Below are 25,612 nucleotides of genomic sequence, written 5' to 3' on the forward strand. Positions count from 1 at the left end.
CCGCGGGACCCTGTCAGCGCAGCGCGCTCCCGGCCCGCCACTGCTTCCAGTCCACGTTCCAGTCGCCGTACCCGTTGCCCGTCGCCACGGTCTCCTTGGAGCCGACGACCCGCACGATGTCGCCGGGGATCACCTCTTCGTAGAAGCGCCGCGCGGTCCCGTCGGTGGCCAGGCCTATGCAGCCGTGCGTGACGTTGCTCTCCCCGGCGGTGGCGTTCGCGTTCGGGTTCTCGTGCAGGTACGTACCCGAAGTCGTCAGGTGCACCGCGTAGTTGTAGTAGTCCTTGTAGGCCTTTCCGTAGCCCACGGTCCGGGAGTCCATGAGGACGCGGGACTGCTTGTCGAGGACGACCATCGTGCCGTTCCAGGTGTCCATGCCCGGGGCGCCCGCGGTCACCTTCACCTCGCGCGCCCTGCCGTCCTTCACCACCTTCATGGTGTGCGTCCGCACGTCCACGGTGGCGACGAGCGAACGGCCCACCTCGAACGTCCGGGTGGTCCGGGAGCCCGCCCGGACGGTGACCTTCGTACCGGGCCTCCACGGCTCGCGCGGCCGGTAGTCGACGCGCTGGCCGTCGTGCAGGTTGCGGTCCTTCACCCAGCTCCACGACCCCGTCACGCCGGGGTCCGTCGCCACCTTCAGGCGCCGCTCGACCGCGGCCCGTTCCGCCGCGGGCACCGGACGGCCGAAGGTGAGCGATATCGGCATGCCTACGCCGACGGTCTGGCCGTCCGAGACGTTGACCCGCACGTTCTTGAGGGCGGCGGGATCCGGAGCGGGCCTCTTCGTGGGTTCCTGCCGCGCGGCCGCCCGGTCCGCCGAGGTCGGCGCGGGCTTCGGGTCGGACGCCCGTCCCTCGTCCGCCCCGCCCTGCGCGGAGCAGCCCGCGAGCGCCAGCGAACAGAGCACCGCGGCCCCCCACGCGCGCGCGGCGCGTCTCGTCGTCATTCCTGTGGTCATCGTTCCCCCTGGGCTGTGTTTCGATATACGCGACCTGTACGCACGGGAGAGGCGACGGGTTGCACGCGAAGTGCGGGAGTTTCCAGAACATGTGATCCGGCGGCGCCGGACGGGGGCGCGGGGCATGACGGAGGACGAGTTCGACGCGTTCTACGCCGCTGCCTTCCCGCGCCTTGTCGGCCAGTTGTACGCGCTGACCGGTGATCACGGCGAGGCGCAGGACGTCGTCCAGGAGGCGTTCGTACGGGCCTGGGACCGCCGCCGGAGCTTCCTCGCCGACGAGGCCCCCGAGGCCTGGATCCGCACCGTCGCCATGCGCCTCGCCGTGAGCCGCTGGCGCCGGGCCCGGCGCTGGGTCGACCTGGTGCGGAGGAACCCGCCCGCCGACCGCGTCCCCGGCCCGGGCCCCGAACACACCGCCCTGGTGCAGGCGCTGCGCACCCTCCCGGAGGCGCAGCGCACCGCCGTCGTCCTGCACCACCTGTGCGACCTGAGCGTCGAGCAGGTAGCCTCCGAGACCGGCTCGCCCGTCGGGACGGTCAAGGCCCGCCTCTCGCGCGGCCGGGCGGCGCTCGCCGCGCGGTTGTCCGCCGAGCCGGACGGACGGGACTCGCTCGGCGCACGCGACGACGACGGCGGCGACGGGCGGAGCGCGAAGGAGAGTGGCCGTGTCCGATGACCTGACCTCCGCACTCCACGACCTGGCCGCCGACCGCGCGACCCCGCCCCCCGTACCCGGCTCCGAGATCCGCCGCCGGGCCGTGGTGCGCGGACGCCGCCGCCGCGCCGCGGCCGCCGGAGTGACCCTCGCCACGGCGGCCGTCGCCGTCACCGTCGTCGCCGGACTCCTGACCGGCTCCGACGACGATCCGCGTCCGCACAGGAAACCGGCCCCGGTCGCCACGGACAGCGCCCGCGGCCCCGTCGCCACCGTCGACCTGTCCCGGCACCGCATGACGCTCGACGGCCGGGACCTGCCGGTCTCCGCGGGCACCGCGGCGCACCCGACCCCCACCGGCCGGATGACGGTCGTCGCCACGTACCCCGAGAAGCGCATGACCGCAGGGAACGTGGGCCTCGACAAGTACGACCTGACGCTGCCCTGGGTCGTCGAACTGCGCACCCCCGACGGCGGCACCAACTACGTCGTCGCCCTGACCTACAACGAGAAGGCGCCGGGCAACATGGACGTCACCAAGGGCTGGATCGGCCTGCGCACGGCCGACGCCCGCACGTTCCACGCCGCCGTCGAACCCGGCGACGTGATCACCGTCCGCACCGGTCGCCCCGCTCGCTGACCCGTACTGTCAGCGCCCGCCAGTAGGCTGTCCGACATGGCCGACCCTTCCAGCTACCGCCCCAAGCCGGGACAGATCCCCGACGCCCCGGGGGTCTACAAATTCCGCGACGAGCACCGCCGGGTGATCTACGTCGGGAAGGCCAAGAGCCTGCGCCAGCGCCTGGCGAGCTACTTCCAGGACCTGGCTGGGCTCCACCCGCGGACCCGCTCCATGGTGACGACGGCCGCCTCCGTCGAGTGGACGGTCGTCAGCAACGAGGTCGAGGCGCTCCAGCTGGAGTACTCCTGGATCAAGGAGTTCGACCCCCGGTTCAACGTCAAGTACCGCGACGACAAGAGCTATCCGTACCTCGCGGTGACGATGAACGAGCAGTTCCCGCGCGTGCAGGTGATGCGCGGCGCCAAGAAGAAGGGCGTGCGCTACTTCGGTCCCTACGGCCACGCGTGGGCGATCCGCGACACCGTCGACCTGCTCCTGCGCGCCTTCCCGGTCCGTACGTGCTCCGCGGGCGTGTTCAAGAACGCCACCCGCACCGGCCGTCCCTGCCTCCTCGGCTACATCGGCAAGTGCTCGGCGCCCTGCGTGGAGCGCGTCACGCCCGAGGACCACCGCCAACTCGCCGAGGACTTCTGCGACTTCATGGCGGGTCGCACAGGCACGTACATCCGCCGTCTGGAGCGGCAGATGACGGAAGCGGCCGAGGAGATGGAGTACGAGCGGGCGGGACGCCTGCGCGACGACATCGAGGCCCTCAAGAAGGCCATGGAGAAGAGCGCCGTCGTCCTCGCCGACGCCACCGACGCCGACCTCATCGCCCTCGCCGAGGACGAGCTGGAGGCCGCCGTGCAGATCTTCCACGTCCGCGGCGGGCGCGTGCGCGGCCAGCGCGGCTGGGTCACCGACAAGGTCGAGGCGGTCACCAGCGGCGACCTCGTCGAGCACGCGCTCCAGCAGCTGTACGGGGAGGAGCGCGGCGACGCCGTGCCCAAGGAGGTGCTCGTACCCGCGCTGCCCGACCCCATAGAGCCGGTCCAGGAGTGGCTGACCGGGCGCCGCGGCGCGAACGTCTCGCTGCGCATCCCGCAGCGCGGCGACAAGAAGGCCCTCATGGAGACCGTCGCGCGGAACGCGCAGCAGTCCCTCGTCCTGCACAAGACCAAGCGCGCCTCCGACCTCACCACGCGCTCGCGCGCCCTGGAGGAGATCGCCACCGCCCTGGAGCTGGACAGTGTTCCGCTGCGCATCGAGTGCTACGACATCTCGCACCTCCAGGGCGACGACGTCGTGGCGTCGATGGTCGTCTTCGAGGACGGCCTCGCCAGGAAGAGCGAGTACCGCCGCTTCCAGATAAAGGGCTTCGAGGGCCAGGACGACGTCCGCTCCATGCACGAGGTGATCACGCGCCGCTTCAAGCGCTACCTCGCGGAGAAGGAGAAGAGCGGGGAGTGGGTCGACGAGGAGACGGGTGAGGTCGCCGACCTCGGGCCCACCGAGGAGGACGGCCGCCCCAAGCGGTTCGCCTACCCTCCGCAGCTCGTCGTGGTCGACGGCGGCCAGCCGCAGGTCGCCGCCGCCAAGCGGGCCCTGGACGAGCTCGGCATCGACGACATCGCGGTGTGCGGCCTCGCCAAACGCCTGGAGGAGGTCTGGGTCCCCGAGGAGGACGACCCGGTCGTCCTGCCGCGCACCAGTGAGGGTCTGTATCTCCTCCAGCGGGTACGTGACGAGGCGCACCGCTTCGCGATCACCTACCAGCGGACCAAGCGGGCCAAGCGCTTCAAGGCCGGACCGCTCGACGAGGTGCGCGGCCTCGGCGACGCCCGGAAACGTACGGTGATCAAGCACTTCGGTTCGGTGAAGCGGCTGCGGTCCGCGACAATCGACCAGATCTGCGAGGTTCCGGGAGTGGGCCGCAAGACGGCCGAGGCCATCGCGGTGGCCCTCGCCCAGGCGGCACCCGCGGCCCCCGCGGTCAACATGACCACCGGAGAGATCCTGGACGAAGACGAGCCGCTCGCCGTAGCCGAAGACGAGCCGCTCGCCGTAGCCGAAGAGGAGCCGCTCGCCGTAGCCGAAGAGGAGCCGCTCGCCGACGGGCCGATTACCGACGAGCCGCTCGCCGCGGCCGACGAGGACCGGGAGCCGACCGCCGAGGCCGGGCCCGGGGAGAATGAGAGCGGGGAGCCCGTGACCGCGGGCACCCCGGAAGATCGACGGGGGCAGAAGACATGACCGAGCACGACGAAGGTGGAGAGCAAGTGAGTGCGGGCACGCCCATGGAGACGCCGGCCGTCCCGGACGCCGCGATTCCCGAGCTGGTGATCATCTCGGGCATGTCCGGCGCCGGACGCAGCACCGCGGCGAAGTGCCTGGAGGACCTCGGCTGGTTCGTGGTCGACAACCTGCCGCCCGCGCTGATCCCCACGATGGTGGAGCTCGGCGCCCGCTCGCAGGGCAACGTCGCCCGCATCGCGGTCGTCGTCGACGTGCGGGGCAGGCGCTTCTTCGACAACCTCCGCGAGTCCCTCGCGGAGCTGGAGTCGAAGAACGTCACCCGGCGCATCGTCTTCCTCGAGTCCTCCGACGAGGCCCTGGTCCGCCGCTTCGAATCGGTCCGCCGCCCGCACCCGCTGCAGGGCGACGGCCGCATCGTCGACGGCATCGCCGCCGAGCGCGACCTGCTGCGCGAGCTGCGCGGCGACGCCGACCTGGTCATCGACACCTCCAGCCTGAACGTGCACGAGCTGCGCGCCAAGATGGACGCCTCGTTCGCGGGCGAGGAGGAGCCCGAGCTGCGGGCCACCGTCATGTCCTTCGGCTTCAAGTACGGCCTGCCGGTCGACGCCGACCTGGTCGTGGACATGCGCTTCCTGCCGAACCCCCACTGGGTCCCCGAGCTGCGCCAGTACACCGGCCTCAACGAGGAGGTGGCGGCGTACGTCTTCAACCAGCCCGGCGCCAAGGAGTTCCTCGACAGGTACGCGGAGATGCTCCAGCTCATCGCCGCGGGCTACCGCCGCGAGGGCAAGCGCTACGTGACGATCGCGGTCGGCTGCACCGGCGGCAAGCACCGCTCCGTCGCCATGTCGGAGAAGCTCGCGGCGCGCCTGGTGTCCGAGGGCGTGGAGACGGTCATCGTCCACCGGGACATGGGGCGCGAATGAACCCGAACCGCCGGAGCGTCCGCCTGAGCCGACTGGGCCGCAAGCGGGGCACCCAGCCGAAGGTGGTCGCCCTCGGCGGGGGCATGGGCCTGTCCGCCTCGCTCGCCGCGCTGCGCCGCATCACCGGCGCCGGTGACCTCACCGCCGTCGTCACGGTCGCCGACGACGGCGGCTCCAGCGGCCGGCTCCGCGACGAGCTCGGCGTGCTGCCGCCCGGCGACCTGCGCAAGGCACTCGCCGCGCTCTGCGGCGACGACGACTGGGGCCAGACCTGGTCCCGCGTCATCCAGCACCGCTTCCAGTCCAAGGGCGAGCTGCACGAACACGCGGTCGGCAATCTGCTGATCGTCGCCCTGTGGGAGCAGCTCGGCGACCACGTGCAGGCGCTCGACCTGGTCGGCAGACTGCTCGGCGCGCAGGGCCGCGTGCTGCCCATGTCGGCCGTGCCACTGGAGCTCCAGGCCCTGGTCAGGGGCCACGACCCGGAGCGCCCCGACGACGTGGACACCGTGCGCGGGCAGGCCACGGTCGCCCTCACGCCCGGCGAGGTCCAGTCCGTGCACGTCGTCCCGCACGACCCGCCGGCGGTCCCCGAAGCGGTCGCCGCCGTGCTCGACGCGGACTGGGTGGTCCTCGGCCCCGGCTCCTGGTTCTCCTCGGTGATCCCGCATCTGCTGGTCCCCGAACTGCTCGACGCGCTCACCCAGACGAAGGCCCGCAAGGTCCTCTCGCTCAACCTCGCGCCGCAACCGGGAGAAACCGAAGGGTTCTCTCCGCAGCGTCATTTGGAGGTTTTGGCCCGACACGCCCCTAAACTCGCCCTGGACGTGGTGCTGGCCGACGAGGCCGCCGTGCCCGACCGTGAGTCACTGACCGATGCCGCCAAGCGGCTCGGTGCCACGGTCGAGCTGGCGCCGGTGGCCCGGCCCGACGGGACTCCGAGGCACGACCCGGAGCTCCTGGCAGCCGCGTACGACCGTATTTTTCGGATGCATGGAAGGATCGGCCCATGGCGATGACGGCAGCGGTGAAGGACGAGATCTCCCGGCTCCCCGTCACCCGGACCTGCTGCAGAAAAGCAGAGGTCTCGGCGATCCTGCGATTCGCGGGCGGCCTTCACCTGGTGAGCGGCCGCATCGTGATCGAGGCGGAGCTGGACACCGCGATGGCCGCCCGGCGGCTCAAGCGGGACATCCTGGAGATCTTCGGGCACAGCTCCGAGCTGATCGTGATGGCCCCCGGCGGCCTCAGGCGCGGCTCGCGCTACGTGGTCCGGGTCGTCGCGGGCGGCGACCAGCTGGCCCGCCAGACGGGTCTCGTCGACGGCCGCGGCCGTCCCATCCGGGGCCTGCCGCCGCAGGTGGTCTCGGGGGCCACCTGCGACGCGGAGGCGGCCTGGCGCGGCGCGTTCCTCGCCCACGGCTCGCTGACCGAGCCCGGCCGCTCCTCCTCCCTGGAGGTGACCTGCCCGGGCCCGGAGGCCGCGCTCGCGCTGGTCGGCGCCGCGCGCAGGCTGCAGATCGCGAGCAAGGCCCGCGAGGTGCGGGGAGTGGACCGCGTGGTCGTACGCGACGGAGACGCGATCGGCGCGCTGCTCACCCGTTTGGGGGCACACGAATCGGTACTCGCCTGGGAGGAGCGGCGGATGCGCCGCGAGGTGCGGGCCACCGCCAACCGCCTGGCCAACTTCGACGACGCGAATCTGCGCCGCTCGGCCCGTGCGGCCGTCGCCGCGGGCGCCCGCGTGCAGCGCGCCCTGGAGATCCTCGGCGACGAGGTGCCGGAGCACCTCGCGGCCGCCGGACGCCTGCGCATGGAGCACAAGCAGGCCTCCCTGGAGGAGCTGGGCGCGCTCGCGGACCCGGTGCTGACGAAGGACGCCGTCGCGGGCCGCATCCGCCGCCTGCTCGCCATGGCCGACAAGCGCGCCCAGGACCTGGGCATTCCGGGCACGGAGTCCAACCTGAGCGAGGAGCTCGCGGACAACATGGCGGTCTGACCCGCCGCTCCCGTACGTCCCGTCAGCCGCCGGTGTCCCACAGGACACCGGCGGCTTTCGCGCGCCTTCACCCGCTGTATTGACATGATCATGCACTGTCACGAGCCTGGCATCCCGCACATCTGTGTCGGACAACCGCAAGGGGGGCTCATGAGACGAAGAGCGAAGGCGAGATCCGTTCTCGCCACCGGCGCACTGCTCATCGGCGGTCTCGCCGCCGCACCGACCGCCCAGGCGAACGGCCCGGGCAAGGCCCCGGCCGCCGACGACCCGGCGGCTCTGCGGGTCTACCAGGCAGACGTCACCAAGAAGCAGATCCCGATCCTCGTCGAGGCCGGCCAGGACGCCCACGAACTGGCAGGACAGACACCCGAGAGCGGCACCGGCCGCGTCGAGCTCTACCTGACCGAGGGCCAGGCCGAGGCCATCGAGCGCAAGGGCGTCGAGCTCAGCGAACACAAGGTGTCGGCGGCGGCGCAGAAGCGGCTCAGGGCCGCGGGGGACGGCGTCTACCGCCCGTACAGCGGAAAGGGCGGTCTCCAGGAGGAGATCGTGAAGACCGGGCAGGCGAACCCCGGCATCACCAAGGTCGTCTCCATCGGCAAGACCCTTCAGGGCAAGGACATCCTCGCCCTGAAGCTCTCCAAGAACGCCAAGAAGGCCAAGGACGGCTCCAAGCCCTCCACGCTGTACATGTCCAACCAGCACGCGCGCGAGTGGATCACCCCCGAGATGACCCGCCGCCTGATGCACCACTACCTGGACAACTACGGCAAGGACAAGCGCATCACCAAGCTCGTGGACTCCACCGAGCTGTGGTTCGTGCTCTCCGCCAACCCCGACGGCTACGACTACACGCACGCCGCCGGCGGCAACCGCCAGTGGCGCAAGAACCTGCGCGACATCGACGGCGACGGCAAGATCGCGCCGGGCGACGGCGTCGACCTCAACCGCAACTTCGCCTACAAGTGGGGCTACGACAACGAGGGCTCGTCCCCGGAGCCGTCCTCCGAGACCTACCGCGGCACGGGCCCGATGTCCGAGCCCGAGACCAAGGCGCTCGACCGCTTCCAGAAGCGCATCGGCTTCACGTACGGCATCAACTACCACTCGGCAGCCGAACTGCTGCTCTACGGAGTGGGCTGGCAGGTCGCCACGCCGACCCCGGACGACGTGCTCTACCGGGCACTGAACGGCACCCCGGAGAAGCCCGCCGTCCCCGGCTACCACCCGCAGGTCTCCTCCGAGCTGTACACCACCAACGGCGAGGCCGACGGCCACGCGGGCAACATCAACGGCATCTCGATGTTCACCCCGGAGATGTCCACCTGCCAGACCGCGTCGAACGTGGACCCCAATGACGCGTGGAAGCCCGAGGACTGCGCCTCGATCTTCACCTTCCCGGACGACGAGAAGCTGATCCAGCAGGAGTTCGCCAAGAACGTCCCGTTCGCGCTCGCCGTCGCCGAGACCGCACTCCACCCCGACCAGCCGGTCTCCGTCACCGGCATCGAGGCCCCCGACTTCACCCCCGACTCCTTCACCACCTCCTACGCCCGCGGCGGCGACCAGGAAGTCGCCGTCACCGCACGCAAGTCGGTGCGCGGCAAGGAGCTCAACTACCGCGTCAACGGCGGCCGCACGCACGACGAGAACCTCAAGGCCTGGAAGGGCGGCGAGACCTACGGCGGCGAGGACAACCTCCACTTCGACGAGTACCGGGCCGAGATCGAGAACGCGCGCGTCGGCGACAAGGTGGAGGTGTGGTTCACCGGGCGCGCCAAGAAGGGCCGCACCCAGAGCGAGCACTTCACCTACACCGTCGCCGAACGCCCGAAGGCGAACACCGTCGTCGTCGCCGAGGAGGGCGCGACGGCCACCCAGACCCAGAAGTACGTCGACGCCATCAAGGCCAACGGACGCACCGCCGCCGTCTGGGACGTCGCCAAGCAGGGCGTCCCGCACCCCCTCGGCGTCCTGTCGCACTTCTCCGCCGTCGTCCACTACACCGGCGACCCCGTCCCCGGCGCGCCCACCCAACTCGCCCTGCGCGACTACCTCAACGAGGGCGGCAAGCTCATCGAGTCCGGCGAGCGCACCGGCGGCAACGTCGACCTCGGCGAAGCCCTCACCGACGACTTCGCGCAGTACTACCTCGGCGCCTACCAGCGGCTCAACGCGGCCGGCGTCACCAGCTTCAAGGGCAGCGGCGCACTCGCCGGGGTGACCACGCCGCTCGCCGCAGCCGACACCAACCCGCTCGACAAGGCGGGCCGCTTCGCCGTCACCTCCGAGACGCTGCCCGCCGAGCGGTTCCCGCAGTTCAAGAGCGCGGCCGCGGGCTCCTACCCCGGCCTCACCAACCCGTACGCACCCTTCGAGGGCCAGGGCATGGCCTCGGCCACCCACGCCGACCAGGACTGGAAGCGGCTCACCCGCACCATCGACCTGACCGGCGTCACGGCGGCCGACGCGCCCGAACTGCGCCTCGCCCTCAACTGGAACCTGGAACCCGGCTACGACCACGGCCTCCTGGAGGCGCACACCACCGGAGCCGACGACTGGACCACGCTGCCCGACAAGAACGGCAACTCGTCCGCCGCCGTCCCCGCCGAGTGCGAGGCCGGCTTCTTCGTCAACGGCCACCCGTTCCTGCGCCACTACCTCACGGTCGGCGCGGGCGGCTGCACGGCGTCCGGCACCAGCGGCGCCTGGAACAGCTTCACCGGCTCATCCGGCGGCTGGAAGCCCGTCGCCTTCGACCTCAGCCCCTACGCGGGCAAGAAGATCGAGGTGGCGCTCAGCTCCGTCACCGACCCCTCCACCGGCGGCCGCGGCCTCTTCGCCGACAACGCACAAATCATCATCAACGGCAATGCCACGGAGACCGAGGGATTCGAGTCCTCGCTCGGCTCCTGGAGCGTCGCGCCGCCCCCGGCCGGAAGCCCCAATATCACAGGCGACTGGGCGCGGACCGGCGAGCTCTTCCGCTCCTTCGCGGCGGTCACAGCGCGTGACAGCGTGCTCCTCGGCTTCGGCTTCGAGCACGTGCCCACGAACGCCGAAAGGGCCGCTCTTATGGGCGCCTCCCTGGCACATCTGCGCAGCTGACACTGCGTAATCGGGACCAAGGTCCCGGTGGCCCGTACCCCTACTGAGGGGTACGGGCCTTTGTGCCGCCAACGGCCCCTCTCGATGTCACCTCAGAGGCCTCAGAGAGGTAGGGTCGGAGGCGGTCGGGGACATCCCATACAACTCGCCGGCGTCTAAAACCGGCGTACCAACGAGGAGATCGGTTTCGTGACGATCCGCGTAGGCATCAACGGCTTTGGCCGCATCGGTCGCAACTACTTCCGCGCGCTGCTGGAGCAGGGTGCGGACATCGAGATCGTGGCTGTCAACGACCTGGGTGACACCGCGACCACGGCGCACCTGTTGAAGTACGACACCATCCTGGGCCGCCTCAAGGCCGAGGTGTCGCACACCGAGGACACCATCACCGTCGACGGTCACACCATCAAGGTGCTGTCCGAGCGCAACCCCGCCGACATCCCGTGGGGCCAGCTCGGCGTCGACGTGGTCGTCGAGTCCACCGGTATCTTCACCAAGAAGGCCGACGCCGAGAAGCACATCGCCGGTGGCGCCAAGAAGGTCCTCATCTCGGCTCCGGCCAAGGACGAGGACATCACGATCGTGATGGGCGTCAACCAGGACAAGTACGACGCGGCCAACCACCACGTCATCTCCAACGCCTCCTGCACCACCAACTGTGTGGCGCCGATGGCGAAGGTTCTCGACGAGAACTTCGGCATCGTCAAGGGCCTGATGACCACGGTCCACGCGTACACCAACGACCAGCGCATCCTGGACTTCCCGCACTCGGACCTGCGCCGCGCCCGCGCCGCCGCCGAGAACATCATTCCGACCACGACCGGTGCCGCGAAGGCCACCGCCCTGGTCCTGCCCCAGCTCAAGGGCAAGCTCGACGGCATCGCGATGCGCGTCCCGGTCCCGACCGGCTCCGCCACCGACCTGGTCGTCGAGCTGCAGCGCGAGGTCACCAAGGACGAGGTCAACGCCGCGTTCAAGAAGGCCGCCGACGACGGCGACCTGAAGGGCATCCTCTACTACACCGAGGACCCGATCGTGTCGTCCGACATCGTCAGCGACCCGGCGTCCTGCACCTTCGACTCCTCCCTGACCATGGTCCAGGAGGGCAAGACGGTGAAGATCCTCGGCTGGTACGACAACGAGTGGGGCTACTCGAACCGCCTCGTCGACCTCACCGTCTTCGTCGGCGGTCAGCTCTAGTCACCAGAGCAGGCACCTAGATGTGAGCACAGGGTCCGGACCGCGCAACGTCGCGCGCTCCGGGCCCTGTTGCGCGTCAGCCCACCCAAGGAGTCCAGTTCATGAAGACGATCGACGAACTTCTCGCCGAAGGAGTCGACGGCAAGCGGGTCTTCGTCCGCGCCGACCTCAACGTGCCGCTCGACGGCGCCACCATCACCGACGACGGCCGCATCCGCGCCGTCCTGCCGACCGTCAAGGCCCTCGCCGACGCGGGCGCCAAGGTGGTCGTGGCCTCGCACCTGGGCCGCCCCAAGGGCGCCCCGGACCCGGCCTTCTCGCTGCTGCCCGCCGCCGAGCGGCTCGGTGAACTCCTCGGCGGGCCCGTCGCGTTCGCGCAGGACACCGTCGGCCCCGCCGCGCACGACGCGGTGAACGGCCTGCAGCCCGGCCAGGTCGCCGTCGTCGAGAACCTCCGCTTCAACGCCGGCGAGACATCCAAGGACGACGCCGAGCGCGGCGAGTTCGCCGATCAGCTGGCCGCCCTTGCCGATGTCTACGTGGGCGACGGCTTCGGCGCCGTGCACCGCAAGCACGCGTCCGTGTACGACCTGCCGGCGAAGCTCCCGCACTACGCGGGCTACCTCATCGCCACCGAGGTCGGCGTCCTCAAGAAGCTCACCGAGGACGTGAAGCGCCCGTACACCGTCATCCTCGGCGGCGCCAAGGTCTCCGACAAGCTCGCCGTCATCGACGAGCTGCTCGGCAAGGCCGACCGGCTCCTCATCGGCGGCGGCATGGCGTACACCTTCCTCAAGGCCAAGGGGTACGAGGTCGGCATCTCCCTCCTCCAGGAGGACCAGATCGCGACCGTCACGGAGTACATGGAGCGAGCCGAGAAGAACGGCGTCGAGCTCGTCCTCCCCGTCGACGTCCTGGTCGCCACGGACTTCCCCGACCTGAAGACGAAGGCCCCGGCCACGTTCGAGACCGTGGACGCCGACGGCATCCCCTCGAACATGGAGGGCCTGGACATCGGCCCCAAGACCCGTGAGCTCTTCGCCTCCAAGATCGCGGACGCCGAGACCGTATTCTGGAACGGCCCGGTCGGCGTCGCCGAGCACCCCGACTACGCGAACGGCACCGCCGCTGTCGCCCGGGCCCTGCTCAACTGCGACGGCTTCACCGTGGTGGGCGGCGGCGACTCCGCCGCGGCCGTCCGTAACCTGGGCTTCGACGAAAACGCATTCGGCCACATCTCGACCGGCGGCGGCGCCTCCCTCGAATACCTCGAGGGCAAGACGCTCCCCGGCCTCGCCGCACTGGAGAACTGACACCTGATGACTACGCGTACCCCGCTGATGGCGGGCAACTGGAAGATGAACCTCAACCACCTCGAGGCCATCGCCCACGTCCAGAAGCTCGCCTTCGCCCTGGCGGACAAGGACTACGAGGCCTGTGAGGTCGCCGTCCTGCCGCCCTTCACCGACCTGCGCTCCGTGCAGACCCTGGTCGACGGCGACAAGCTCAAGATCAAGTACGGCGCCCAGGACATCTCGGCGCAGGACTCCGGTGCCTACACCGGCGAGATCTCGGGCCCGATGCTGTCGAAGCTGAAGTGCACCTACGTCGCCGTGGGCCACTCCGAGCGCCGCCAGTACCACAACGAGACCGACGAGATCTGCAACGCCAAGGTGAAGGCCGCGTACAAGCACGGTCTGACCCCGATCCTCTGCATCGGCGAGGGCCTGGACATCCGCAAGGCCGGCCAGCAGGTCCAGTACACGCTGAACCAGCTCGACGGCGGCCTGAAGGACATCCCGGCCGAGCAGGCCGAGTCCATCGTCATCGCCTACGAGCCGGTCTGGGCCATCGGCACCGGCGAGGTCGCGACCCCCGAGGACGCGCAGGAGGTCTGCGGCGCGATCCGCCGCCGCCTCGCCGAGCTGTACTCGCAGGAGCTCGCCGACAAGGTCCGCATCCAGTACGGCGGCTCCGTGAAGGCGAAGAACGTCGCCGACATCATGGCGCAGCCCGACGTGGACGGCGCCCTCGTCGGCGGCGCGGCGCTGGACTCGGACGAGTTCGTCAAGATCGTTCGCTTCGGCGACCAGTGAGTATGCGCTAGCGGCGTTACGTCGTACCCTGACGGGGGTCGAAGCTCGAAGCCTTCGGCCCCCGTCGTCGATTCAGATCCGAGGAAGTTGGTCCAGCCGTGGTTATGGGGTTCTCGATCGCCCTCATCGTCTTCAGCGCTCTGCTGATGTTGCTGGTGCTGATGCACAAGGGCAAGGGCGGCGGTCTTTCCGACATGTTCGGTGGCGGCATGCAGTCGTCCGTCGGCGGTTCCTCCGTCGCCGAGCGCAACCTCGACCGCATCACGGTCGTGGTCGGTCTGCTGTGGTTCGCGTGCATTGTCGCGCTCGGCCTTCTCATGAAGGCGAACAACTAGCGTCAGCCACTGGTCGCTTGTCCGGTGCGCGCCCGCGTGCGCGGCTTATCATGGGGCTTGCGTCCGGGGGTGGGGTGTAACTCCCAACACTGGACGCGCGTTGGGCCTTACGTAAACTGAGGCGCCCGCAGCAGCACCATCACGCAGGGAGTTACGACCGTGGCAAGTGGCAACGCGATCCGAGGAAGTCGGGTCGGGGCGGGGCCGATGGGCGAGGCCGAGCGCGGTGAGTCCGCGCCGCGACTGCGCATCTCCTTCTGGTGCTCCAACGGGCACGAGACGCAGCCGAGCTTCGCCAGCGACGCGCAGGTCCCCGATACGTGGGACTGTCCCCGCTGCGGCTTTCCGGCAGGTCAGGACCGGGACAACCCGCCGGACCCGCCGCGCACCGAGCCGTACAAGACGCACCTGGCGTATGTACGCGAGCGGCGCAGCGACGCGGACGGGGAGGCCATCCTCGCGGAAGCGCTCGCCAAACTGCGGGGCGAGATCTAGCACTTGAATACGACAAAGGAACCGGCCGGACGCCGAAAAGTGTCCGGCCGGTTTCTTGTCGCGGCACGTTTCCGGTACGTGTGCGGACAGACAGTTTCGGACATCTCATCCCGCTCCCTGATCGATTAGGTTGGAGGGTGCAGCGGGGCAATTAACGTACGCACGTACGAGAGAAGGCTGAAGTCCGAGATGAACGCAGAAAGCCGCGCCAGGCTCGACCGGATTCCCGAGTGGACGGCGCTCACCGAGCACCGTGACCAGCTGGGGGAGGTGCAGCTGCGAGAGCTCTTCGCCGCGGACCCGGCGCGCGGCACGGCGTACACCCTCCAGGTCGGCGACCTGCACATCGACTACTCCAAGCACCTAGTCACCGACGAGACGCTGACGCTCCTGCGCGAGCTGGCGGCCGCGACCGACGTCTTCGGACTGCGGGACGCCATGTTCCGCGGCGAGAAGATCAACACCACCGAGGACCGCGCCGTCCTGCACACGGCGCTGCGCGCCCCGCGGGACGCCGTCATCGAGGTCGACGGCGAGAACGTGGTGCCCGCCGTGCACGCCGTCCTCGACAAAATGGGCGCCTTCTCGGAGAAGGTCCGCTCCGGCGAGTGGACCGGTCACACCGGCAAGCGCATCAAGAACGTCGTCAACATCGGCATCGGCGGCTCCGACCTCGGTCCGGCGATGGCGTACGAGGCGCTGCGCTCCTTCACCGACCGCGGCCTCACCGTCCGCTTCGTGTCGAACGTGGACGGCGCCGACCTGCACGAGGCCGTGCGGGACCTGGACGCCGCCGAGACGCTGTTCATCATCGCGTCGAAGACGTTCACCACCATCGAGACGATCACCAACGCCACCTCGGCCCGCGACTGGCTGCTCACCGAGCTGAAGGCCTCCCCGGACGCTGTCGCCAAGCACTTCGTGGCCCTGTCGACCAACGCCGAGAAGGTCTCCGACTTCGGCATCGACACGGACAACATGTTCGAGTTCTGGGACTGGGTCGGCGGCCGCTACTCGTACGACTCGGCGATCGGCCTCTCCCTGATGATCGCCATCGGGCCCGACCGCTTCCGCGAGATGCTCGACGGCTTCCACCTCGTCGACGAGCACTTCCGCACGGCGCCCGCCGAGTCCAACGTGCCGCTCCTCATGGGCCTGTTGGGCATCTGGTACGGCAACTTCCACGACGCGCAGTCGCACGCCGTCCTGCCGTACTCGCACTACCTCTCCAAGTTCACCGCGTACCTCCAGCAGCTGGACATGGAGTCCAACGGCAAGTACGTCGACCGGGACGGCAAGGAGGTCGACTGGCAGACGGGCCCGGTCGTCTGGGGCACGCCCGGTACCAACGGCCAGCACGCCTACTACCAACTCATCCACCAGGGCACGAAGTTGATCCCGGCGGACTTCATCGGCTTCGCCGAGCCGGTCGCCGACCTGCTGCCCGGTCTGGTCGCCCAGCACGACCTGCTGATGGCCAACTTCTTCGCGCAGACCCAGGCGCTGGCGTTCGGCAAGACGCCGGACGAGGTGCGCGCCGAGGGCGTCGCGGAGGAGCTCGTCCCGCACAAGACGTTCAAGGGCAACCACCCCACGACGACGATCCTCGCCAAGGGGCTGACCCCCTCGGTCCTCGGCCAGCTCATCGCGCTCTACGAGCACAAGGTGTTCGTGCAGGGCGCCGTGTGGAACATCGACTCCTTCGACCAGTGGGGCGTCGAGCTCGGCAAGGTCCTCGCCAAGCGCGTCGAGCCCGCGCTGACGGAGGGCGCCGAGGTGCCGGACCTGGACGGGTCGACGACGGCGCTGGTCGCCAAGTACCGGGATCTGCGCGGCCGTTGAGCAACGCCACTTGTTAATCGGATGCGGGCGGACCGCCCGGCGGGTGACACTGCTTCGGCTCTGTCACCCGCCGGGAGGGACCCCGTCATGGACCAGCTGCACGCCGCGCTCGCCGATCCCGAGAGACTCAGGCTGTACGCGCGGATCGTCCTCGACGACCTGCCGCCCCGCGAGGCCGACTCCGCCGTCGCCCGCAAGCACCTGGGACGCCTCCTCGCCACCGGCCTCGTGGAGCGGCTGCCCGACGGCTCACTGCGGGCCGACCCCGCCGTCTTCCGGCGCTCTCCCGACCCCGTCGACGCGCACGCCCACCCCACGGTGCCGCGCCGCCTCACCGGCTTCTTCGCGCACGGCCGCCTCACGGCCATCCCGGTCCGTCCCGTCGTGCGCCACGAACTCCTCGTCCACCTCACGGACACCCTCTTCGACGCCGACCGCGCCTACAGCGAGGGCGAGGTCAACGACGCGTTCCGCACCGTCCACGACGACACGGCGGCGCTGCGCAGGTACTGCGTCACCGACGGCCTCCTCGTCCGCGAACAGGACGGCAGCAGCTACCGGCGCGTCCTCGTCGACGCCTGAGGGCCCCGCACCGACCGGTGCGGGGCCCTCAGGGTCGTAGCGCGGCGGACCGCCGGGACCGCTACGCGACGGCCGGCGGATACAGCTCCGGCGGGAGCTGGGAGGCCGCCGCGGCGTCCAGGAGCCACAGCGTCCGGGAGCGGCCGTAGGCACCGGCCGCGGGGGCCTGCACCTCGCCGGCGCCGGACAGGGCGATCGCCGCGGCGTTCGCCTTGTCCTCGCCCGCAGCGAGCAGCCACACCTCGCGGGCCGCCCGGATCGCCGGGAGCGTGAGCGTGACGCGGGTCGGCGGGGGCTTCGGCGCGCCGTGCACACCGACCACCGAGCGCTCCGTCTCACGCACCGCGGGAAGCTCCGGGAAGAGCGACGCGACGTGCGTGTCCGGGCCGACGCCGAGCATCAGGACGTCGAACGTCGGCACCGGGCCGTGGTCCTCGGGGCCCGCGGCCGCGGTGAGCTCGGCGGCGTAGATCTCCGCCGCCGCGTCCACCTCGTACGCACCGTCCGAGGCCGGCATCGGGTGCACCCGGGCCGGGTTGAGGGGCACCGAGTCGAGCAGTGCCTCCTTGGCCTGGGTGTAGTTGCGCTCCGGGTCGCCGTCGGGCAGGAAGCGCTCGTCGCCCCACCACAGGTCCAGACGCGACCAGTCGATCGCGTCCTTCGCGGGGGACGCGGCGAGCGCCGCCAGTACGCCGTTTCCGTTGCGGCCGCCGGTGAGGACCACCGACGCGTGGCCGCGGGCGGCCTGCGCGTCGACGATCTTCGTGATGAGGCGGGCCGCCGCGGCCTGCGCCATCAGCTCCTTGTCGCGGTGGACGACGAGCTGCGGGGCCGCGGTCACTTGGCCGCCGCCTTCTTCGCGGCGGTCTTCTTGGCCGGGGCCTTCTTCGGCTCGGGAGCGGCCGTGGAGTCACCGGATTCGCCGGAGTCACCGGAGTTCCGGGGGGCCTCGTCGGCCGTCTCGGTCACCCGCCCGGTGGGCGTCTGCGCCAGCCGGTCCACGCCGTACTTCAGCGCCGACGCGTAGGTGTCGTCCGGGTCGAGGCGACGCAGCTCCTCCGCGATCAGCTCCGCCGTCTCGCGGCGCTTGAGCGCCACGGCCCGGTTGGGCTGGCCCTCGATGTGGAGCGTGGCGAGCGAGCCGTCGGCCCGGTCGAGCACGATGGGGCCGCAGTCGGTCTCCATGCGCACACCGGTCAGGCCGGGGCCGGGCGACAGCGCCCGCTTCACCGGGACGTCGAGCCGGTCCGCGAGCCACATGGCGAGCAGCTCGCAGCTCGGATTGAACTCCTCGCCGTCCACCTGCACCGACTGCACCTTGCAGGCGATCTGGTCCAGGGCCGCGGCCAGCATCGAGCGCCACGGCGTGATGCGGGTCCACGACAGGTCCGTGTCGCCGGGGTGGTAGGCCTCGGCGCGCGCGGTCAGCTCGCCGATCGGGTCCTCGGCCGCGTACGTGTCCGTGACACGCCGCTGGGCCAGGGCGCCGAGCGGGTCGTTGGCCGGGTCCAGCGGGGCGTTGACCGGCCACCAGACGACCACGGGGGCGTCGGGGAGCAGCAGCGGCAGCACGACCGACTGGGCGTGGTCGATGACCTCGCCGTACAGCCGCAGGACCACCGTCTCGCCGGTGCCCGCCTCCACGCCGACCCGTACCTCGGCGTCCAGGCGCGAGGTGGTGCGGTCACGGGGCGAGCGGGCGGCCCGCTTGATGACCACGAGGGTGCGCGAGGGGTGCTCGCGGGACGCGTCGTTGGCGGCCTTCAGGGAGTCGTAGGCGTTTTCCTCGTCGGTGACGATGACGAGGGTGAGGACCATGCCCACGGCCGGAGTGCCGATCGCGCGGCGGCCCTGCACCAGCGCCTTGTTGATCTTGCTGGACGTGGTGTCCGTAAGGTCGATCTTCATGGCCGACGCCAGCTCCGTCCGTCTCGTGCGAGCATTTCGTCCGCCTCGGTCGGGCCCCAGGTGCCGGCCGGGTACTGCGCGGGCTTGCCGTGCTTGTCCCAGTACTCCTCGATCGGGTCGAGGATGTTCCAGGACAGCTCGACCTCCTCCGTGCGCGGGAAGAGGTTGGCGTCGCCGAGCAGGACGTCCAGGATCAGACGCTCGTACGCCTCCGGGCTGGACTCGGTGAAGGACTCGCCGTACGCGAAGTCCATCGAGACGTCCCGGATCTCCATGGAGGTGCCGGGCACCTTGGAGCCGAACCGGACCGTGATGCCCTCGTCGGGCTGGACGCGGATGACGATCGCGTTCTGCCCGAGCTCCTCGGTGGCGGTGTGGTCGAAGGGGGAGTGGGGCGCGCGCTGGAAGACGACCGCGATCTCCGTGACGCGGCGGCCCAGGCGCTTGCCGGTGCGCAGGTAGAAGGGCACGCCCGCCCAGCGGCGGTTGTCCACCTCCAGCTTGATCGCGGCGTAGGTGTCGGTCTTCGACTTGGCGTCGATGCCGTCTTCCTGGAGGTAGCCGACGGCCTTCTCGCCGCCCTGCCAGCCCGCGGCGTACTGGCCGCGGACCGTGTTCCTGCCGAGGTCCTTCGGCAGCCGGACGGCGCCGAGCACCTTCGCCTTCTCGGCGACCAGCGCGTCGGCGTCGAAGGAGGCGGGCTCCTCCATCGCGGTCAGCGCCATCAGCTGGAGCAGGTGGTTCTGGATGACGTCACGGGCGGCACCGATGCCGTCGTAGTAGCCCGCGCGGCCGCCGATGCCGATGTCCTCGGCCATCGTGATCTGGACGTGGTCGACGTACGACCGGTTCCAGATCGGCTCGAACATCTGGTTGGCGAAGCGGAGCGCCAGGATGTTCTGGACGGTCTCCTTGCCGAGGTAGTGGTCGATCCGGAACACCTGGTCCGGGGCGAACACCTCGTGCACGATCGCGTTGAGGTCCTGGGCCGACGCCAGGTCGTGCCCGAACGGCTTCTCGATGACCGCACGGCGCCAGCAGCCCTTCGGGGCGTCCGCGAGCTCGTGCTTCTTCAGCTGCTGGACGACCTGCGGGAAGAACTTCGGCGGCACCGAGAGGTAGAACGCGAAGTTGCCGCCGGTGCCCTGCGCCTTGTCCAGCTCCTGGATGGTCGCCTTGAGCTGCTCGAAGGCGTCGTCGTCGTCGAAGTTGCCCTGGACGAAGCGCATGCCCTGGATGAGCTGCTGCCAGACCTCCTCGCGGAACGGCGTCCGCGAGTGCTGCTTGACCGCGTCGTGGACGACCTGGGCGAAGTCCTCGTCCTCCCAGTCGCGGCGGGCGAAGCCGATGAGCGAGAAACCTGGTGGCAGCAGACCCCGGTTGGCGAGGTCGTAGACAGCAGGCATCAACTTTTTACGGGACAAATCGCCCGTGACACCAAAAATGACCAGGCCCGACGGCCCCGCGATACGCGGGAGCCGTCGGTCTGCGGCGTCACGCAGCGGATTGCTGCTTGACAAAGTGGGTCAGCCCTTCGCGGGAGCGAGGCGCTGGAGCTCGGCCTCGGTGGACTTGAGCAGGTCGGTCCAGGACGCCTCGAACTTCTCGACGCCCTCGTCCTCCAGGAGCTGCACGACTTCGTCGTAGCCGATGCCGAGCTTCTCCACGGCGGCGATCTCGGCACGCGCCTGGTCGTACGTGCCCGCGACGGTGTTGCCCGTGATCTGACCGTGGTCGGCCGTGGCCTCCAGGGTCGCCTCCGGCATCGTGTTCACGGTGTTGGGCGCGACGAGGTCGTCGACGTACAGGGTGTCCTTGTACGCCGGGTCCTTGACGCCGGTCGAGGCCCACAGCGGACGCTGCTTGTTGGCCTGCGCCTTGTCCAGGGCGGCCCAGCGGTCCGAGGAGAAGACCTCCTCGTACGCCTCGTACGCCAGGCGGGCGTTGGCGAGGGCGGCCTTGCCCTTGAGCGACTTGGCCTCGTCCGTGCCGATGCCGTCCAGGCGCTTGTCGATCTCGGTGTCCACGCGGGACACGAAGAAGGACGCCACTGAGTGGATCTTGGAGAGATCCAGGCCGCGCTCCTTGGCCTTCTCCAGGCCCGCGAGGTACGCGTCCATGACCAGGCGGTAACGCTCCAGGGAGAAGATCAGCGTGACGTTGACGCTGATGCCGAGGCCGATGACCTCGGTGATCGCGGGCAGGCCCGCCTTCGTCGCGGGAATCTTGATGAGCGTGTTCGGGCGGTCCACCAGCCACGCGAGCTGCTTGGCCTCGGCGACCGTCGACTTGGTGTTGTGGGCGAGCCGCGGGTCGACCTCGATCGACACCCGGCCGTCCTGGCCACCGGTGGCGTCGAAGACCGGGCGCAGGATGTCGGCGGCGTCACGGACGTCCGCCGTCGTGATCATGCGGATGGCCTCTTCGACGCTGACCCCGCGGGCGGCGAGGTCCGAGAGCTGCTGGTCGTAACCGTCGCCCTGCGAGATCGCCTTCTGGAAGATCGAGGGGTTGGTCGTGACGCCCACGACGTGCTGCTGGTCGATCAGCTCGGCGAGGTTGCCGGACGTGATCCGCTTGCGCGACAGGTCGTCCAGCCAGATCGCGACGCCTTCTTCTGAAAGGCGCTTGAGTGCGTCTGTCATGGAATTACATCTCCTACTTGGTCGTATATGGGCGTCAGCGCTGAGCGGCGGCGATCGATTCCCGCGCCGCCTCGGCCACCGCGTCAGCGGTGAAACCGAACTCGCGGAAGAGCACCTTGGCGTCCGCGGAAGCACCGAAGTGCTCCAGCGAGACGATGCGTCCGGCGTCACCCACGAAGCGGTGCCAGGTCAGGCCGATGCCCGCCTCGACCGCCACGCGCGCCTTCACCGACGGCGGCAGCACCGAGTCCCGGTACCCCTGGTCCTGCTCCTCGAACCACTCGACCGACGGCATCGAGACGACGCGCGTCGGGACACCCGCGGCCTGCAGCTGCTCGCGCGCCTCGACGGCGAGCTGGACCTCGGAGCCGGTGCCGATCAGCACGACCTCGGGCGAGCCGCCCTCGGCCTCGAACAGGACGTAGCCACCCTTGGCGGCGTCCTCGTTGCGCTCGTACGTCGGCACGCCCTGGCGGGTCAGCGCGAGGCCGTGCGGGGCGCCCTTGCCGAACTCCTTGGTGTAGCGCTTGAGGATCTCGCGCCACGCGATGGCGGTCTCGTTCGCGTCGGCCGGGCGCACGACGTTCAGGCCCGGGATGGCGCGCAGCGAGGCCAGGTGCTCGACCGGCTGGTGGGTCGGGCCGTCCTCGCCGAGGCCGATGGAGTCGTGCGTCCACACGTACGTCACCGGCAGGTGCATCAGTGCGGACAGACGCACGGCGTTGCGCATGTAGTCGGAGAACACCAGGAAGGTGCCGCCGTAGATGCGCGTGTTGCCGTGCAGCGCGATGCCGTTCATCTCCGCGGCCATGGAGTGCTCGCGGATGCCGAAGTGGATCGTGCGGCCGTACGGGTCGGCTCCCGGCAGCGGGTTGCCCTTCGGCAGGAACGAGGAGTTCTTGTCGATGGTGGTGTTGTTCGAGCCCGCCAGGTCGGCGGAGCCGCCCCACAGCTCGGGGATGACCGCGCCGAGCGCCTGCAGGACCTTGCCGGACGCGGCACGCGTGGCGACGCCCTTGCCGGTCTCGAACTCCGGGAGCTTCTCCTCCCAGCCCTCGGGCAGCTCGCCCGCGGTGATGCGGTCGAACTCGGCCGCGCGCGCGGAGTCACCGCTGCGCCACGAGGCGAAGCTCTTCTCCCACTCGGCCTTGGCCTCGCGGCCGCGGTCGAGCGCCTTGCGGGTGTGCGCGAGGACCTCGTCGGAGACCTCGAAGGTCTGCTCCGGGTCGAAGCCGAGGACGCGCTTGGTGGCGGCCACTTCCTCGTCGCCGAGCGCCGAGCCGTGTGCGGCCTCGGTGTTCTGCGCGTTCGGGGCGGGCCAGGCGATGATCGAGCGCATCGCGATGAAGGAGGGGCGCTCGGTCTCGGCCTTGGCGGCCTGGATCGCGGCGTAGAGCGCGGCGGGGTCGAGGTCGCCGTCCTCCTTGGGCGCCACACGCTGGACGTGCCAGCCGTACGCCTCGTACCGCTTGAGGGTGTCCTCGGAAACGGCGGTCTCGGTGTCGCCCTCGATCGAGATGTGGTTGTCGTCCCACAGCAGGATCAGGTTGCCGAGCTTCTGGTGTCCGGCCAGCGACGAGGCCTCGCCGGAGATGCCTTCCTGGAGGCAGCCGTCACCGGCGATGGCGTACACGTAGTGGTCGAACGGGGACGAGCCGTCGGTCGTCTCCGGGTCGAACAGACCGCGCTCGTAGCGGGCGGCCATCGCCATGCCCACGGCGTTGGCAACGCCCTGGCCCAGCGGGCCCGTGGTCGTCTCCACGCCCACCGTGTGGCCGTACTCCGGGTGGCCCGGGGTCTTCGAGCCCCAGGTGCGGAAGGCCTTCAGGTCATCCAGCTCCAGGCCGAAACCGGCCAGGTACAGCTGGATGTAGAGGGTCAGGGACGAGTGGCCCGCAGAGAGGACGAACCGGTCGCGGCCGGTCCAGTCGGCGTCCGCCGGGTCGTGGCGCATCACCTTCTGGAAAAGGGTGTACGCGGCGGGCGCGAGGCTCATGGCCGTACCGGGATGGCCGTTGCCGACCTTCTGTACGGAATCCATGGCCAGGACGCGGGCGGTGTCAACGGCCCGCTGGTCCAGTTCGGTCCACTCGAGGTCTGTGGTGGTCGGCTTGGTGCTCACCCTGAGTCAGGGCTCCTCTCCACATGTCGAATGCCGGCGGCGTAGATCCCACCGGCCGTTGTCGAGCCTACCGCTGCTAGAACGCTCATTTTTTCGAGTCATTCCAGACTGCCGCGACATGCGGGGATGCGCCTCCCGAAAAGAAAGTGAAGACATTCCGCAAGTGAATACGGGCTCGCTCATATGTCCGCTCAAAAGGCCACGGGTATCGCCCATTTGTCCGCTCAATGAACGCACGGTTCCGCTCATGTGGCGACCCGGGCCGCCCGGGACGCCGTTGGGCCCCGCGGTCCAACACGACCCCACCCCCGCGAAGGGCGAGGTATGGGCAACGTCTACAGTGGCGTGGTACGCGCGGGCTTTACCGGATCTTCATGTCAGAAGGTGCTGGTCGGCCTGCTGGGATGTCTCTGTCAGGGGTGTGCGTGACGGCCGTTGAATCCCGTCCAGCGGGGGTTTCCGGGACGGACCTTAGCCCGAGCCATCGGCCGTTCGGGGCTCGTGTCAAGGCGTTCGTGGCGCTGACCAAGCCGCGGATCATCGAGCTTCTGCTCATCACCACCGTTCCGGTGATGTTCCTCGCCGAGCAAGGGGTGCCCGACCTGTGGCTGGTCTTCGTGACCTGCCTGGGCGGCTACCTCTCCGCGGGGGGCGCGAACGCCCTCAACATGTACATCGACCGCGACATCGACGCGCTGATGGACCGCACGTCGCAGCGGCCGCTCGTGACCGGCATGGTCAGCCCCCGCGAGTGCCTCGTCTTCGGCATCACCCTGGCGGTCGTCTCGACGCTGCTGTTCGGCTACGCCGTGAACTGGCTCTCCGCCTGGCTCTCGCTCGGCGCCCTGCTCTTCTACGTGGTCGTCTACACGATGATCCTGAAGCGCCGGACCTCGCAGAACATCGTCTGGGGCGGCATCGCCGGCTGCCTGCCGGTCCTCATCGGCTGGTCCTCGGTCACCAACTCCATGTCGTGGGCGCCGATCGTCCTCTTCCTGGTGATGTTCTTCTGGACGCCCCCGCACTACTGGCCGCTCTCCATGAAGGTCAAGGACGACTACGCGCGCGTCGGCGTGCCGATGCTGCCGGTCATCGCCTCCAACAAGGTGGTCGCCCGCCAGATCGTCCTCTACAGCTGGGTCATGGTCGCCGTCTCGCTGCTGCTCCAGCCCCTCGGCTACACCGGCTGGTTCTACACCGCGGTGGCGCTGGTGACCGGCGGCTGGTGGCTGTGGGAGGCGCACGGGCTCCAGAACCGCGCCAAGGCCGAGGTGACGGGCGGCAAGCTCAAGGAGATGCGGCTCTTCCACTGGTCGATCACGTACGTGTCGCTGCTCTTCGTGGCCGTGGCGGTGGACCCCTTCCTGCGCTAGTCGCTCCGCGGTGAGGCGCCTTACGGGGCATGCCCAGCGCGTGGCAGATGCCACGTCGTCCGTCTGTCGCCAAGTGGGCTACCCGTCGGTAGCATCCTGCCCATGGCAGAGATCCAGCAGGTTGAGGACAGCAAGCAGGCCGCTCGTGCCGAGCGGAAGGCCGCCCGGCTCGCCAAGGAGATCGGTGCCTTCGCGCAGGCCCACGGCGGCGCCGAGGGGCAGATCGCGTACATCGGGCACGAGGGCACCCGGATCGTCCTCGTGGGCGCGGACGGCGGCTGGGGCGACCTGGTCGCGCCCACCTACGCCGTCGCGCAGAGCGCCGTGGAGAAGGCCGGAATCACCGTCCACGAGGAGTTCGCGGGGGAATTCGCCGCCAAGGTGAAGACCGGCCCCTACGAGTGGAAGCGGATGGCGGGCATCCAGATCGGCGGCCCGAGCAACGGCTGAGGCCGATGAAGGCCGAAAGCAACACCTG

Annotated in this window: 22 protein-coding genes; 16 read left to right on the top strand and 6 right to left on the bottom strand. The window is 69.8% G+C overall.

Annotated elements, in window-relative coordinates:
* Positions 1 to 13 precede the first annotated feature (13 nt).
* Positions 14 to 961, bottom strand: a complete 948-nt coding sequence (locus AC07DO_RS06040) for a L,D-transpeptidase (RefSeq protein WP_479057383.1) — start codon at positions 959 to 961, stop codon at positions 14 to 16.
* A gap of 124 nt (positions 962 to 1,085) precedes the next feature.
* On the opposite strand from AC07DO_RS06040, the gene AC07DO_RS06045 reads away from it, so the two are divergent.
* The 14 genes from AC07DO_RS06045 (at position 1,086) to AC07DO_RS06110 (ending at position 17,086) form a co-directional block, all read left to right on the top strand.
* Positions 1,086 to 1,640: a SigE family RNA polymerase sigma factor gene (locus AC07DO_RS06045; RefSeq protein ID WP_479057384.1), complete on the top strand. Its 555-nt coding sequence runs from the start codon at positions 1,086 to 1,088 to the stop codon at positions 1,638 to 1,640.
* Positions 1,630 to 2,259, top strand: coding sequence for a L,D-transpeptidase (locus AC07DO_RS06050; protein ID WP_479057385.1), 630 nt, complete (start codon positions 1,630 to 1,632; stop codon positions 2,257 to 2,259). Before AC07DO_RS06045 ends, AC07DO_RS06050 begins: the two co-directional genes overlap by 11 nt.
* Positions 2,260 to 2,295: 36 nt before the next feature.
* Positions 2,296 to 4,494 (top strand): excinuclease ABC subunit UvrC, encoded by a 2,199-nt coding sequence (gene uvrC, locus AC07DO_RS06055; RefSeq protein ID WP_479057386.1) that lies wholly within the window; start codon positions 2,296 to 2,298, stop codon positions 4,492 to 4,494.
* Positions 4,491 to 5,426, top strand: a complete 936-nt coding sequence (gene rapZ / locus AC07DO_RS06060) for an RNase adapter RapZ (RefSeq protein ID WP_268770561.1) — start codon at positions 4,491 to 4,493, stop codon at positions 5,424 to 5,426. The genes uvrC and rapZ overlap by 4 nt, the downstream gene beginning before the upstream one ends.
* Positions 5,423 to 6,445, top strand: a complete 1,023-nt coding sequence (locus AC07DO_RS06065) for a gluconeogenesis factor YvcK family protein (protein ID WP_479057387.1) — start codon at positions 5,423 to 5,425, stop codon at positions 6,443 to 6,445. Before rapZ ends, AC07DO_RS06065 begins: the two co-directional genes overlap by 4 nt.
* The gene (gene whiA, locus AC07DO_RS06070; RefSeq protein ID WP_150166515.1) at positions 6,436 to 7,425 is read left to right on the top strand and encodes a DNA-binding protein WhiA; all 990 of its coding nucleotides are present in this window, start codon (positions 6,436 to 6,438) and stop codon (positions 7,423 to 7,425) included. The genes AC07DO_RS06065 and whiA overlap by 10 nt, the downstream gene beginning before the upstream one ends.
* A 150-nt stretch (positions 7,426 to 7,575) precedes the next feature.
* The gene (locus AC07DO_RS06075) at positions 7,576 to 10,536 is read left to right on the top strand and encodes a M14 family metallopeptidase (protein ID WP_479057388.1); all 2,961 of its coding nucleotides are present in this window, start codon (positions 7,576 to 7,578) and stop codon (positions 10,534 to 10,536) included.
* Between the two features lie 189 nt (positions 10,537 to 10,725).
* A complete protein-coding gene (gene gap / locus AC07DO_RS06080) occupies positions 10,726 to 11,736 on the top strand; it encodes a type I glyceraldehyde-3-phosphate dehydrogenase (RefSeq protein ID WP_055566781.1) in 1,011 nt (336 codons plus the stop codon).
* A gap of 101 nt (positions 11,737 to 11,837) precedes the next feature.
* Entirely contained in the window at positions 11,838 to 13,049 is a 1,212-nt protein-coding gene (locus AC07DO_RS06085) for a phosphoglycerate kinase (protein WP_479057389.1), read from the top strand.
* Positions 13,050 to 13,055: 6 nt separating this feature from the next.
* Positions 13,056 to 13,832, top strand: a complete 777-nt coding sequence (gene tpiA / locus AC07DO_RS06090) for a triose-phosphate isomerase (RefSeq protein WP_479057390.1) — start codon at positions 13,056 to 13,058, stop codon at positions 13,830 to 13,832.
* A gap of 104 nt (positions 13,833 to 13,936) precedes the next feature.
* The gene (secG, locus tag AC07DO_RS06095) at positions 13,937 to 14,167 is read left to right on the top strand and encodes a preprotein translocase subunit SecG (protein ID WP_150166510.1); all 231 of its coding nucleotides are present in this window, start codon (positions 13,937 to 13,939) and stop codon (positions 14,165 to 14,167) included.
* A 159-nt stretch (positions 14,168 to 14,326) separates the two neighbouring features.
* Positions 14,327 to 14,662 (top strand): RNA polymerase-binding protein RbpA, encoded by a 336-nt coding sequence (locus AC07DO_RS06100; protein WP_003957010.1) that lies wholly within the window; start codon positions 14,327 to 14,329, stop codon positions 14,660 to 14,662.
* Between the two features lie 189 nt (positions 14,663 to 14,851).
* Positions 14,852 to 16,504, top strand: coding sequence for a glucose-6-phosphate isomerase (pgi, locus tag AC07DO_RS06105; protein WP_479057391.1), 1,653 nt, complete (start codon positions 14,852 to 14,854; stop codon positions 16,502 to 16,504).
* 87 nt (positions 16,505 to 16,591) lie between these two features.
* A complete protein-coding gene (locus AC07DO_RS06110; protein ID WP_479057392.1) occupies positions 16,592 to 17,086 on the top strand; it encodes a DUF2087 domain-containing protein in 495 nt (164 codons plus the stop codon).
* A gap of 61 nt (positions 17,087 to 17,147) precedes the next feature.
* On the opposite strand, the gene pgl is transcribed toward AC07DO_RS06110, so the two are convergent.
* The 5 genes from pgl to tkt are packed head-to-tail and all read right to left on the bottom strand — an operon-like array spanning position 17,148 to position 23,761.
* Positions 17,148 to 17,927 (bottom strand): 6-phosphogluconolactonase, encoded by a 780-nt coding sequence (pgl, locus tag AC07DO_RS06115; protein ID WP_150183481.1) that lies wholly within the window; start codon positions 17,925 to 17,927, stop codon positions 17,148 to 17,150.
* Positions 17,924 to 18,994 (bottom strand): glucose-6-phosphate dehydrogenase assembly protein OpcA, encoded by a 1,071-nt coding sequence (gene opcA, locus AC07DO_RS06120; protein ID WP_479057393.1) that lies wholly within the window; start codon positions 18,992 to 18,994, stop codon positions 17,924 to 17,926. Before opcA ends, pgl begins: the two co-directional genes overlap by 4 nt.
* A complete protein-coding gene (gene zwf, locus AC07DO_RS06125; protein WP_479057394.1) occupies positions 18,991 to 20,514 on the bottom strand; it encodes a glucose-6-phosphate dehydrogenase in 1,524 nt (507 codons plus the stop codon). Before zwf ends, opcA begins: the two co-directional genes overlap by 4 nt.
* 6 nt (positions 20,515 to 20,520) lie before the next feature.
* A complete protein-coding gene (tal, locus tag AC07DO_RS06130; protein WP_479057395.1) occupies positions 20,521 to 21,639 on the bottom strand; it encodes a transaldolase in 1,119 nt (372 codons plus the stop codon).
* A gap of 34 nt (positions 21,640 to 21,673) precedes the next feature.
* Complete coding sequence (gene tkt / locus AC07DO_RS06135; RefSeq protein ID WP_479057396.1) at positions 21,674 to 23,761, bottom strand: transketolase; 2,088 nt, start codon at positions 23,759 to 23,761, stop codon at positions 21,674 to 21,676.
* Between the two features lie 419 nt (positions 23,762 to 24,180).
* On the opposite strand from tkt, the gene AC07DO_RS06140 reads away from it, so the two are divergent.
* Both AC07DO_RS06140 and AC07DO_RS06145 read left to right on the top strand, forming a co-directional pair.
* A complete protein-coding gene (locus tag AC07DO_RS06140; protein WP_479057544.1) occupies positions 24,181 to 25,134 on the top strand; it encodes a heme o synthase in 954 nt (317 codons plus the stop codon).
* 102 nt (positions 25,135 to 25,236) lie between these two features.
* Complete coding sequence (locus AC07DO_RS06145; protein WP_479057397.1) at positions 25,237 to 25,584, top strand: hypothetical protein; 348 nt, start codon at positions 25,237 to 25,239, stop codon at positions 25,582 to 25,584.
* Positions 25,585 to 25,612 lie beyond the last annotated feature (28 nt).

The organism is Streptomyces sp. NPDC045678 (assembly GCF_056432085.1).

What these genes read in the sequence shown, in the direction of transcription:
- AC07DO_RS06040 (WP_479057383.1), bottom strand. Translation starts at nt 961, where the DNA reads ATGACCACAGGAATGACGACGAGACGCGCCGCGCGCGCGTGGGGGGCC.
- AC07DO_RS06045 (WP_479057384.1), top strand. Translation starts at nt 1,086, where the DNA reads ATGACGGAGGACGAGTTCGACGCGTTCTACGCCGCTGCCTTCCCGCGC.
- uvrC (WP_479057386.1), top strand. Translation starts at nt 2,296, where the DNA reads ATGGCCGACCCTTCCAGCTACCGCCCCAAGCCGGGACAGATCCCCGAC.
- rapZ (WP_268770561.1), top strand. Translation starts at nt 4,491, where the DNA reads ATGACCGAGCACGACGAAGGTGGAGAGCAAGTGAGTGCGGGCACGCCC.
- AC07DO_RS06065 (WP_479057387.1), top strand. Translation starts at nt 5,423, where the DNA reads ATGAACCCGAACCGCCGGAGCGTCCGCCTGAGCCGACTGGGCCGCAAG.
- whiA (WP_150166515.1), top strand. Translation starts at nt 6,436, where the DNA reads ATGGCGATGACGGCAGCGGTGAAGGACGAGATCTCCCGGCTCCCCGTC.
- AC07DO_RS06075 (WP_479057388.1), top strand. Translation starts at nt 7,576, where the DNA reads ATGAGACGAAGAGCGAAGGCGAGATCCGTTCTCGCCACCGGCGCACTG.
- AC07DO_RS06085 (WP_479057389.1), top strand. Translation starts at nt 11,838, where the DNA reads ATGAAGACGATCGACGAACTTCTCGCCGAAGGAGTCGACGGCAAGCGG.
- tpiA (WP_479057390.1), top strand. Translation starts at nt 13,056, where the DNA reads ATGACTACGCGTACCCCGCTGATGGCGGGCAACTGGAAGATGAACCTC.
- secG (WP_150166510.1), top strand. Translation starts at nt 13,937, where the DNA reads ATGGGGTTCTCGATCGCCCTCATCGTCTTCAGCGCTCTGCTGATGTTG.
- pgi (WP_479057391.1), top strand. Translation starts at nt 14,852, where the DNA reads ATGAACGCAGAAAGCCGCGCCAGGCTCGACCGGATTCCCGAGTGGACG.
- AC07DO_RS06110 (WP_479057392.1), top strand. Translation starts at nt 16,592, where the DNA reads ATGGACCAGCTGCACGCCGCGCTCGCCGATCCCGAGAGACTCAGGCTG.
- opcA (WP_479057393.1), bottom strand. Translation starts at nt 18,994, where the DNA reads ATGAAGATCGACCTTACGGACACCACGTCCAGCAAGATCAACAAGGCG.
- tal (WP_479057395.1), bottom strand. Translation starts at nt 21,639, where the DNA reads ATGACAGACGCACTCAAGCGCCTTTCAGAAGAAGGCGTCGCGATCTGG.
- AC07DO_RS06145 (WP_479057397.1), top strand. Translation starts at nt 25,237, where the DNA reads ATGGCAGAGATCCAGCAGGTTGAGGACAGCAAGCAGGCCGCTCGTGCC.